The sequence below is a fragment of the Bacillus sp. FJAT-28004 genome (assembly GCF_001280845.1).
Taxonomy (GTDB): domain Bacteria; phylum Bacillota; class Bacilli; order Paenibacillales; family Paenibacillaceae; genus Pristimantibacillus.
Genome location: NZ_LGHP01000008.1, coordinates 1 through 10,470, shown reverse-complemented (window position 1 = coordinate 10,470; position 10,470 = coordinate 1). Strand labels below are relative to the sequence as shown.

Genomic DNA, 10,470 nt, shown 5'->3' with positions numbered 1-10,470 from the left:
TGAATATCCTTCTAACGTAGCCGTCATAGCCCGATTTGCTATGCAGGTTCTTGTCGTGCAAGGGTATGCCCGAAGGGATGGCGTTCGTAGAAAAGGCACCCTAGCACGACAAGGTTCTGAATGGCAGGCTAAGATGACGGATTGCGTTAGGGGCAAGGATACAGCGGTTGAAAACATCCAGGAGCACAGCAGCCTGCGGCGTCCGTTTATTGCGAAGTTCACCGGTGCTTTAATCTTTGGGCAGGGTGCCAGAGCATAGCGAAAGGGATCCTGCTTGCACTACTTCGCAGGTCTTTATTGGAGCAAAGCGGAAATAAAGGCTACAGCTAAGCTACATGCCTTTTTTTGAAGCTGTTTGCATCGAGGATATACATCGTCCGGTCAGTGACGAGCAGTTGGCTGGTGATTTTTCAGCCAGCGGGAGGCTCTGGCCAAAATATAATAAGGGTCACGTCCACGCGGACGTGACTTCCATTGCTATAAAAAATAGCCCACAGATCTGCTCTGCCGGCTGTTATGTTTATATCATTATTTAAGCTCCCTCATGATTGAAGTAATCGGAAGCCAGTAAAAGCCAATCAATGTGCCATTTTCGATACCAGGTAAATTCCACGAATAACGACCTCCTGGTGCGAAACACCAACCAATATGGTCTAAGAAGGGAGACTGAAGATCCATGTAAGGACGTTCATCCAAGGTGTAATACCCTTGTTTATCCTCGGATGGCTTAATCAGTTCATCATCCCATTCTAGGGACTCGAGAGAAAGCGTAGCTACATCGCTCCGAAGAATACCCAAAAGAGGAATTTCATTATTGCCCAAATCGACATCTATAACCTGATACTGCTCATTATCATAAGTGAATTGCTTCCCTTCTACTTGCGTATTGAATGATTCGAAATATAGAAGATCCATGTCTGGATCAAGGTTATCTAAGTGGTTGACCAGCTGCTCTAATAAGGGAAAAGAGGTGATGTTATTTATCTTCATTTTCATTGCTCCTCATATTTTGAATTTGTTTTTCCTTAACCAGCTCTTAAAAAAGTGTTCTCTTCATTTCAATCATTTTGTTTAAATGTGTTGCTGCAGCGGAGAGATCATTCTCGAAGCCTTTGCGATAGTATGCTTCTGGTCCGATTACATAGCAGTCATCGATGTCAGAAAAATCCTGTACTCTATCTTCAACGACCTCATGCATTTTTTTGAAATTCTGTCCTTCCATACTTATTAATAAGTCCTTTATCTGTTCTTCTAAGCTGCCACTTGCTAACGCGATACGCTCATGAGGTTTTAGCTTTATCCAGTTGGATTTTGACGTACTTAACGGCGTATCCGACACGATATAGCCGAACCAATTTATTAGTCCTTCTATTTCTGAAATGAAAAAAGGGAAGTGGTAATCTCGATCTGTGTGAATTAAGTTGTAATAATGGCAATTAGGATTACGACTCTCTAGCGGCACTCGCCTCTCTACAATTCGAACGACTTGACCACGAAAAATCACTTTTCTTTCCATATACAGCACTACTCCTTCAATTTTTGAATAATTTGCTTCACATATGTTATAGAGCCTCACATTAAAGCAACTTAGTATCATGGTTAAACCTTTGTAATGTCCAAATCGCGATTAAAATTCTTACAGTACTCATGATAGGCTTCCAATACGCTTAACTTTATTTCTTCTGGAATGTACTTCAGCGATTCAGCATCATTAGCTGCCCATAATACGACTTCGTGATAGTCATAATCTTTTTCGCAATCTTCCACTATGAATGGGATTTTTCGACCCACAATCCACTCTTCAGTAATCGTAATGGACAAAAGCTCTCCTCCATCTTCTATTAATAGCTCAACTAGCCTACAATTACCGCCACCATCATGAGTATCTTTTGATTTAATTCGCATATCTATCTTCCTCCCAATTTATAGTTTCTTTTCCATCCATACGATAGTTCCAAATGAGTTCTTGATAGACGCATGCAGCAACACCATAGCGAGACTTAACAATCATGGCGTAACCATCATCTGTTTCCTTTTCAAGCCCCCCACCGTCATAACCATGTGCGACCAAATATTCGGCTGTGAACGATCTAGCGTAACGTTCTGCCTCGCTTTGATCCTCCGTCATGAATAAGCTCTCCAAATAAAGTAGACCTTGATCTACAATGAAGAATGAATATACGATTTGCCCTTGCTTCATTTGAATCATCTCCTTGTTTTCTCTACCTCACGCGCAGTCCGCACCATGAAGCGCCGGCAATGCAAGGCTGGACGAATGGAACAAGGGATGTGAGAGGGGCTGCATAGTCCGCTCTCTGCTCCCGCCGTGGAATGGTCTTCGTCCACCCCGCTAGGGGCTCGGCCTTGCATTGCCATAGGCGCGGAGTGGTAAGGTCGGAGCGTGAGGTCTAAAACCATATCGTTCAAAAGGAGATTTGAATAAATCTCGTTACCTTTTCCCAGGGGCTTATCCATAGGTTTACCTACCGGTTAGACTAAGAAAGATCCCTTCATCGGGGCATACATCTTGTTTTGGCAGTTGCAGGCTATTAAAAATCCTTTACTGACGTAATAGAGCGAAGGATCCGCAGCAATCGGTTCATTATGTCCAGCTCCTGCAGCATCACTGCCTTTTAGCTTGATAGCAACAAAAAAAAGACGCATATGTGCGTCCTCTTACGTCTCTATCTATGGCAATATGCACAAACGCTTAAATATGTTATGACCTGCGTAGAAGCTTGTCGAAGAATCCTGGTTCTTTCATTTTAGGATTACAAATCGTACAACCATTAGAGTTATGAATGATGTTCGTACCCTTCTCGATTTGTTCAAGGCAATATAGATCAAAGGTTTGAGAGGTTTTTACAAAGTGTTTTATGAACGCTCCTTCGGGTACAACATAACCCTTCTGGTTACATACCTCACAATAGGAATCTATTAAATTCATACGAATCACTCCAGACCATATTTATTATTTGATGTTCTAACCGGTACCATATGCATATAACGCTTACTGTCCCTTGGCGCATTGTAACTATTCAGGTATTGAAGAGCTCTCAGCTGCTTTGGCCTGCTCTTGTTCCTCATTTGCCTTTATAGCTGCTAATGTTGGAATGATAATGCGATCCTCAAGCGTTATAACATGATATTTGCTCTGGTCCTTCCCTTTTACAAGAATATTGTATACAACGGATAGTTGGCTGCCATAACTCCCCGCTTTTAACAAGCTCCCTTCCGTGAGCCGCTTTGATGAAATTTCTCCGTTCCCGTAGCCACCTGCATAGAAACTCCATCCGGCAATGATATCTTCCGAGAAGCCTTCTATAGCGAAAATATTTGAGTACATATATTCTGGACTAATAAAAAAACCGTCTTGTGTTGTCCCATAGTACGAGTTATCCATGCTATCTTGAGTAATGCCATTAAGCTGCGGATCAGTTGACTTTATGGATATATCTGCATGAACGTGGTGCACCAGTAATTCTGTTGACTCAGCTTGCTCTTTTACTCCGATATTAAAATGAATAGATTTAGAGTCTGTGATCTTCCAGTCCTCTAATTTATAATCGCCTAAATCATATGAGGTTACAAAAGTATTTCCATCTTTGGTATGTTCGAAGGATATTTTACTACCTTCTAGTTCTTCCATCCGTGGAAGTGACTCGTCTATGGGAATTACCTCTTCTACCAAGGTACAAGACGTAAGGATAACTGTGGTGAACATAGCTAGTAAAGCAAAGCCAACCATCTTTCTTATTTTTAAAGGCTGCATGTTTATCCCCCTTGTTATCTCATTTTATATGTTTTATCATTTATAGCTTTCAGATTACTTATTATTTAGTAGTGTTTTCTACAAGTAACCAAAGTAATAATGTCAGAGCCCCTAAAAAAACAAACCAACACAACATTTTAATAAGCCCTTCTTGGAATCTTCTGATGTGATTATCACTACTGAATTTCATATTTCACCTCCTTATGATGTACGCTATTCGATCAGTTAAAAATTGCATACCCAAACAAAAAAAATAAAACGTAACTGCGAATGAACACAAAGCAAGCGGAACTGCTATAAACAACTTCCAAATTTCCATGTTCTCACCCTTTTAATTTTGTTGTATCAGAAGCCCACTCAACATACCCCTTTACCGTCTCAAGCTTTGATGTAATCGTTGTTTCTTCCAAGTCAATATTCCGTTCATTTGCCACATTGAGAATGAGTTCTTTTTCTTTCTCCATCCCATCGGCTAAAATACCACTCTTAATATTCTCTTTAATAGTTTCGTAAGCTGCTCGCAGCTTTGAATCAGATAATCCACGATAAAAATTATCCATTCTTCATGCACGCTCCTCTTCATTCAGATACTTCATGCATTTCAATTGTTTGCACCATATCAAATAATTTCTCTAAGTATTCATCGGATTCTTTTTTCAATGCCCAGATTTGCTCTTTTAATTCTGAATCCTCTACTTTTTCAGATAATCCAATACATAGTGCCGATATTTGCCCCAATTTTACTCTTGCTACACTTTTATCAATTTTAGGATGCAAATCACCACTAAGTTGACTTAAAGTATCTTTTACTAAATTATCAACTATCAAAAACCTATAAGCCTTTTAAAAAAATTAGGATGTTTCATTTCGGAATTGCATAAAGTACAACCGAAATAGTCATGAATCACGTTAACCCCATTTTGCAATTGTTCCTTCCTGTATAAATCATAAGTTTGAAAAGTTTTTACGTAATGCAAAGTAAATTGATTTTCTGGAACCCTATATCCAAATTGATTACATTTTTCACAGTAGCCATCTAACAATTTAAAATACTTCGACACAATTTCACCTCCTATGTATTTCCGTATTCATCGAATTACTTAGCACAGCCCTGACAATGTTTTTCTTTGTTGACGAGAGCAGCTTCTAAACATCCCTTACAAATGTCCAAGATATTAAATCCCACCATGCTCACTCCCTCTCTAGTACATTTGATATTCATTGAATTGCATCGCCCTCATATCCGAGATCAGGCTGCTCACCATCGCCAGTTGATAAAACCGTTGTTCCACAATCATGAATGCCTGGCCAAGTATAATTTTTTGTCCATACCTGACACTGTGGACACCACAGCGATACACTTATAACTGGAATCACATGTACACCCCATATCACTGAATTACTTGACACTCTTTATTGCATTTAGTGCAGTATCTTTTGTGGTAAGCTTGGGCAATTTTATCTCCACGTGTAACTGGCTTTTTACAGCAAACCGACAATTCTCCCTTTACAGTTGAACTCATAGACACAACCTCCCATGTACAAAGCTATTCAATATGTTGTATGAGAGTTTCGTCGTACTGCGAAACTTACTCATCACTTGTATCTCAACCATTTATCCATTTTCTTCTTGCTTATCTTCTTAGCCCTTTGCTCTTTATGTGGGTTAATGTAATACGAGAACATGGGATAAATATTATAAAAGAGAATGATTAATCCAACGCCCCACCAGAACATTGCAAAGTAGTCTCTTGGACTTTGAGGTGGTATTTGGGGAAAATAGAACAAAACCTCAACCCAATTCATGTTTACCTACACTCCTTTCCAGTATGCAGCATAGCTTGCTTGGCAACTATGGAGTTTTATCAAGCAAGCTGCTGATACATTTAAAATATTTCTTGAGCTTATTCCGCTATTTCAATTACAAAGCGATCCCGGCGAATCTCCATAGCTTGAATAAAGAGCTTGTACACTTCATCGCCAGCATTCCCAAGCCACCCCATCAAATCAAAATTTTGCTTTCTTCCGGTATACATTTCCACGACTGCTTGTACCAGGCCACGATATGCGCTGGAAAGTTGACCTACGATTTCGGACTCAGCATGATAACCTTCATCATCATTCTCGTCTTCTCTATTCCATTCGCCCCAGTACCAACCGATCGGATTTTTTGTTTCCGTCCAATTTATCCGGTAATAAATTTCTGGATGTGCAACAACATAACAAGCAGCTGCGTATTCAGGTTTTTCCGCAGCATTGAATTTTTTCAGTAACTGGATGAAGTTATTACAATGTTCGTCGGTCACAAACCAAATGTTCCCCAGTGTCATACCAGATCTTGTCATTTTACCCGACACTTCCTTAGCACTCTTCTCGGTATTTTTCAGATTCATTTAATCATCCTCCATTTTTTCCTTTTCATTGTCCATAACAAATTGTTCAGCTCTGGATTTAAGCCATAGCGGTCTTCCATCAACAATTGCATCAGGTCGGAGAAAGTTCCCTCTATAATCTAAATTCAGAGCTCTATTCCCTGATTTGGTCACGTTCTGTTGGGATACGTTTAACATCTGTGCAAATGATGCTGCACCTACGTATTCAACAAGATCCGTTTCCTCAATTAATTCAATCAGCTCCAGGAGCGATTTAATAATTGCTTTCTCATCACTTCCCTGCAGATCTTCTGCATTTGCGGTTAGCTTTTGTAAGAAGTCATTTATATTACACTTCAATTTAGTGAACGTTTCGAAATGACGTATGTCTGTATGTGTTTTCTTCAAAATGTAGTCATCTCCATATAACAGTTACTTTGATTAACTAGTCCCAATACTTGAGGATTTCACCCTCGCTTTTCGCTTTAAAGACACCTCGCAAAACGATGTCATTTTCAACCTCCTTCTACTCAATTATACCAAAAACGGTTGTGATACACAACCGTTTTAACGGATTATCTGACCTTACTTGCCTTTTTACTTACTCTATTTTTGAAATAAAGATTCACAAAGGGGCTGTCTATTCCCATGATTATGAAGCTACTAATTCAAGGCTTGTGAAATATCGGCAATTATAGGCCAATGCATCTAACCCCTCCATCCCCGCTGGAGCCTTGCGCTGCCCCTTTTCATCAATGATGGATCCGTACATTCTCCCGACACTCCAGCCTGTTGAGTCAGCGGAGAACCAGGGGAAACAGTTTAATAGCCTGCTACTGCCTCCAAGAAAATGAAAATTCTGCTCATAATACAACTTGAATATTCTTCGAAATACGCGCTTCCTCTTCTTTTCCGAAACCCCTACGCTTCCTCCGATCGCAATGAGTGAATGGTCTTCTTTAATCAGACTATCCAATTCTCGAAGGCTGCTGCCAATATGCCAAATTTCTATGGGGTTCAATCCGGACTCCTTCATGATGTTTGCGTTTCTCTTACTTGCTGCAGCATCATTTACCACATCTAAATTCATATACCGGTGAATGACGTCCTGGTGATCGATCAGAAATTTCATATACGCCTGCAGCTCTATTGGTTCTATTTTTTTCCCTTTCTTATTGGCTTGCCATTCCGTAAATGCGCCACTAACCACTATCGAGAAGCACTTTAAGACCTAACCTTTCCACATGCTTTTTCCATGCCTTTCGATTGCGAATATGGATATAACTCATTAAAACGAACCTCGCTCCATTAGCTGCAGCTATCTCTAAATCTCGTTTTATCCGATCTGTTCCAGCAAAGAAGTATCTAGTCCCACGAAGCGTAAGACGCAACATGCCTTTTGCCGTTTTTGAAAGCTTTCCTTTGTCACCGAAAATTTCAATGATGATTCCAAGCAGTGCGCTATTGGCTCCCTTCGTGAATTGCTCCAGATCAAACCGTGTTACAGTTCTTGTGTAGTAAGTCAGCTGAATGGCCGCTCTTATGACGCTCAGCTTTAGAGACATCGATCTCTTACTGGTCATGGTTCGCAGGTAAATAGATAACTGGGTCTTACCTACATACAAGTTTGCCTTTCCGTTTGCGGTAACAAACTGCTTCTTTTTCTCTATTTTCCGAATGAAAGAACGTAAAGTAGATCTTGCATCAATTTCATACATCATGAAGGATCCCCCTTGATTTTGTTTTTAGAAGATAGAATCGATTTATTTCTTAATGCACCAGCTGCAGCTCTTCATTCTTAGAAAATGGATTCACCCATAATCCGGTGGTGCCCATCGTCCAAGCGTTTACACTACTGGCCATTAATGCGACCATGATAACCTCTGCCCACGCTTTTGCTGATAATGGCGGCACTGCATTCCCAATGCGCTCACGCTGCGCTCGTTTATCATTGCCCACTAACTGAAAAGGTCTACCGTCTGGTAACGTAGGATTAAAACCTTGGATCATGGCCATCTCGTAAGTTGTTACGGCGCGGTGCCAAGTTCCATCCTCTGATAAAACCACATACTGTCCACGTTTTTGGTTCGCCGGAGTTAACTTTTGATCCAGGAGTGGAAAAAGCTCGTTCGTCCGTTTTACGATTTGATAAACGCCATCAAATTGCTGCAGATAATCCATTACTCTGGGATCTGCAATGCATAATGCGCCGTTACTTGGGCCAGCTGCTCCAGTAATGGTTGGAGCCGTTTCATCGAACCGGTGCATCCGGTACAAGTTTGCTTTGCAGTTCTGGTTTAGTTTTAGACGCGGATCCGCTACAGCTGCAGCTCCATTACTTCCCGTAATTTTTGCATTTCCAATGACGGTATGACCTGGCTTATCCCAGTCTTGAACGCCATAAGCACCGGATCCACGCGGTGTATACTGTAGAGCATAGTCATTATGGTCTTTCTCATTGAGACAACGCCAATCCTTTCCAGCATCAATCAGAGCAAGTCGTACCGAGCTGATAAACGCGAGCTTGGGATACACATGTAACGGTCCGCAGGATGGATCATTAGGTAGTGGCAAAGGACCAATCACATCTCCAATGCTCTTCAGCTTTTTTGATTCTGGCAGATATACTTCAGCTGACATTTTCGGTATGTAGCGAGCAACTAAGATGTATCTCTTTCTTTTCTCCCCGAGTCCACCGACTACTCCACAGTCAAAAATCTCTTCACGCAGCGCATAGCCGGCATTCTTAAGCTTGTTTTTTATTTTGCTCAAGATGGCTTTGCCTCTCGTCCGAATACCAGGTACATTCTCCATAATCATGAATGGAATAGGATCATCTTCAAATGCTTCTAAGTAGAGCTCTGTTTCTCTTAATGCAAGCTGATTCAACGCCTGATATTTTAGTGACTTGGAATTTTTATCTGAAAGTAAAAAGCTAAATCCCTTGCATGGTGCTGACGAGAATTTAACATCCGGTGTTTCTCCATTGCTTAGGTCATAGATATCTGCAGCTGTTAGCTCCCTCCAATCTTCTGGCGTCTCACATCCATGAAAATCTCGGTACATACTCCTTGAAAAGAAATCCAGTTTCACAGCGCGTGATCCGGTTATATTCCGAAAGTCTTCGCAAGCTTCCGCGTCAGAGTCCGCGCAATAGAGCGTTCTACATCTACCAACTGAGCCGCCCCATTCAGCCATTGCATCCTGGAAGCCTAATGCGCCACCTCCAAGCCCACCAAATGGAAAGACCGCAGTAAATTCCGTTTTAATTTGCATGTTATCTCCACTTCCTTTCCCGAGTCATTTCCATGTTTATAGTGATTGCTGAACCGTGTCCCAATCTGCACTGCCCTGTTTAATAGCTATAAACTGCGAAGGATAAAGCGTATGGGTCTTCTCCGCACCTTCAACTGCATAGCGGACAGCTGGCATGGTTGATCCAGCGTTATACTGCACCACTCCCTCATGAATGGATTCCCTAATGACAAAACCATCTTGATTAATTTCTTGCGGTAACATAAACCTAATCCGAGTGTCATCCGATCCATATTTTAAAGCCCCTTCATATTTCCCAAAGAAGAAATGCGGCCGGTTATCATTAGGGACAACGCTATTTTTCAGCTTTACTTCTAGTGCGATTGCCATCTGCTCGATACCGCTTATAAGCACATTCCCATACCGCGATTCGCCTTCTTCAACCAGCTGATGATTCCAAACAAATTCCCTCATGCTTACTCGACAATAGAGGGGGATGTCCATGTAGTGCACATATCGCTCTACATTCCCGATCATAATCCGGAGATGCGTTCCTAGCGTCAAATGAATATCATTTAGCTTAGCGAGAATCCCGCGCTGAGCAGTCAATACTTTAGGGTAATCAGCCAAGATACGTTCAGATAAAATGGAACCTCTGTGAATGGAATAATAAACAGCATCCTTATGAAAATCTCGTTTGGCCAGTTCTGGACTGCGAAACTTACCTATCCATCCACCCCGATATTTTTTTCCATCAGGCTCTATTAGCTCGAACATCCCTTTTGACTCACCTTTTGCATGAGGATCCAGCTGAGCGATCCACGCTGGATCAGATAAAAACTGTGAAAGTGTCATTTCTTCCGGTCGCAAACCTCGCGTGTCAATGGATGCTATCGTCATCTCACCTGCAAAAAAGTCCATTGCCATTTGCATCATATCTACCTCCTAGATAATTGTTGTAATATCACGAATTCCCCCCTAATATCCGGTATCGTTTGCCGGTCTAGCCCAAGCGGCGATGAGCGGAAATCCTTAAGGTCTTGCCGGTGAAACAAGCAGTTGGCCGCCGCT

At 41.4% G+C, this 10,470-nt stretch carries 16 protein-coding genes; 1 reads left to right on the top strand and 15 read right to left on the bottom strand.

The features are described from left to right. Nucleotides 1-259, top strand: a 259-nt coding sequence (locus AC787_RS34325; RefSeq protein ID WP_161807607.1) for a hypothetical protein, incomplete at its 5' end; no start/stop codon positions are given. 269 nt (nucleotides 260-528) lie between these two features. On the opposite strand, the gene AC787_RS32615 is transcribed toward AC787_RS34325, so the two are convergent. From AC787_RS32615 to AC787_RS32540, 15 genes are all read right to left on the bottom strand, one after another. Beyond that, entirely contained in the window at nucleotides 529-990 is a 462-nt protein-coding gene (locus tag AC787_RS32615; protein WP_054029157.1) for a hypothetical protein, read from the bottom strand. A 46-nt stretch (nucleotides 991-1,036) separates the two neighbouring features. Then, entirely contained in the window at nucleotides 1,037-1,516 is a 480-nt protein-coding gene (locus AC787_RS32610; RefSeq protein ID WP_054029156.1) for a hypothetical protein, read from the bottom strand. A gap of 83 nt (nucleotides 1,517-1,599) precedes the next feature. Further along, nucleotides 1,600-1,905 carry a hypothetical protein gene (locus AC787_RS32605; protein ID WP_054029155.1) on the bottom strand — a complete coding sequence of 102 codons (306 nt, stop codon included), beginning with the start codon at nucleotides 1,903-1,905 and terminating at the stop codon, nucleotides 1,600-1,602. Beyond that, entirely contained in the window at nucleotides 1,895-2,200 is a 306-nt protein-coding gene (locus tag AC787_RS32600) for a hypothetical protein (protein ID WP_054029154.1), read from the bottom strand. The genes AC787_RS32605 and AC787_RS32600 overlap by 11 nt, the downstream gene beginning before the upstream one ends. Before the next feature lie 290 nt (nucleotides 2,201-2,490). Then, nucleotides 2,491-2,664 carry a hypothetical protein gene (locus AC787_RS34320; protein WP_161807606.1) on the bottom strand — a complete coding sequence of 58 codons (174 nt, stop codon included), beginning with the start codon at nucleotides 2,662-2,664 and terminating at the stop codon, nucleotides 2,491-2,493. 370 nt (nucleotides 2,665-3,034) lie between these two features. Then, complete coding sequence (locus AC787_RS32590) at nucleotides 3,035-3,772, bottom strand: hypothetical protein (RefSeq protein ID WP_054029152.1); 738 nt, start codon at nucleotides 3,770-3,772, stop codon at nucleotides 3,035-3,037. Nucleotides 3,773-4,095: 323 nt separating this feature from the next. Continuing rightward, entirely contained in the window at nucleotides 4,096-4,332 is a 237-nt protein-coding gene (locus AC787_RS32585) for a hypothetical protein (RefSeq protein ID WP_054029151.1), read from the bottom strand. A gap of 19 nt (nucleotides 4,333-4,351) precedes the next feature. Then, complete coding sequence (locus AC787_RS32580; RefSeq protein ID WP_054029150.1) at nucleotides 4,352-4,600, bottom strand: hypothetical protein; 249 nt, start codon at nucleotides 4,598-4,600, stop codon at nucleotides 4,352-4,354. A 390-nt stretch (nucleotides 4,601-4,990) separates the two neighbouring features. Next, nucleotides 4,991-5,149, bottom strand: a complete 159-nt coding sequence (locus AC787_RS34315) for a hypothetical protein (RefSeq protein WP_161807605.1) — start codon at nucleotides 5,147-5,149, stop codon at nucleotides 4,991-4,993. 527 nt (nucleotides 5,150-5,676) lie between these two features. Next, entirely contained in the window at nucleotides 5,677-6,165 is a 489-nt protein-coding gene (locus tag AC787_RS32565) for a DUF2538 family protein (RefSeq protein WP_054029147.1), read from the bottom strand. Continuing rightward, on the bottom strand, nucleotides 6,166-6,552 hold the full coding sequence (locus tag AC787_RS32560; RefSeq protein ID WP_054029146.1) for a hypothetical protein: 387 nt from the start codon (nucleotides 6,550-6,552) through the stop codon (nucleotides 6,166-6,168). It abuts the gene before it with no gap. Nucleotides 6,553-6,796: 244 nt separating this feature from the next. Next, on the bottom strand, nucleotides 6,797-7,354 hold the full coding sequence (locus AC787_RS32555; protein ID WP_054029145.1) for a hypothetical protein: 558 nt from the start codon (nucleotides 7,352-7,354) through the stop codon (nucleotides 6,797-6,799). After that, the gene (locus AC787_RS32550) at nucleotides 7,347-7,865 is read right to left on the bottom strand and encodes a hypothetical protein (protein WP_054029144.1); all 519 of its coding nucleotides are present in this window, start codon (nucleotides 7,863-7,865) and stop codon (nucleotides 7,347-7,349) included. The genes AC787_RS32555 and AC787_RS32550 overlap by 8 nt, the downstream gene beginning before the upstream one ends. A 49-nt stretch (nucleotides 7,866-7,914) precedes the next feature. Then, the gene (locus tag AC787_RS32545) at nucleotides 7,915-9,420 is read right to left on the bottom strand and encodes a DNA cytosine methyltransferase (RefSeq protein ID WP_054029143.1); all 1,506 of its coding nucleotides are present in this window, start codon (nucleotides 9,418-9,420) and stop codon (nucleotides 7,915-7,917) included. A 36-nt stretch (nucleotides 9,421-9,456) separates the two neighbouring features. Continuing rightward, nucleotides 9,457-10,335, bottom strand: coding sequence for a hypothetical protein (locus AC787_RS32540; protein ID WP_152970838.1), 879 nt, complete (start codon nucleotides 10,333-10,335; stop codon nucleotides 9,457-9,459). Nucleotides 10,336-10,470: the final 135 nt, after the last annotated feature.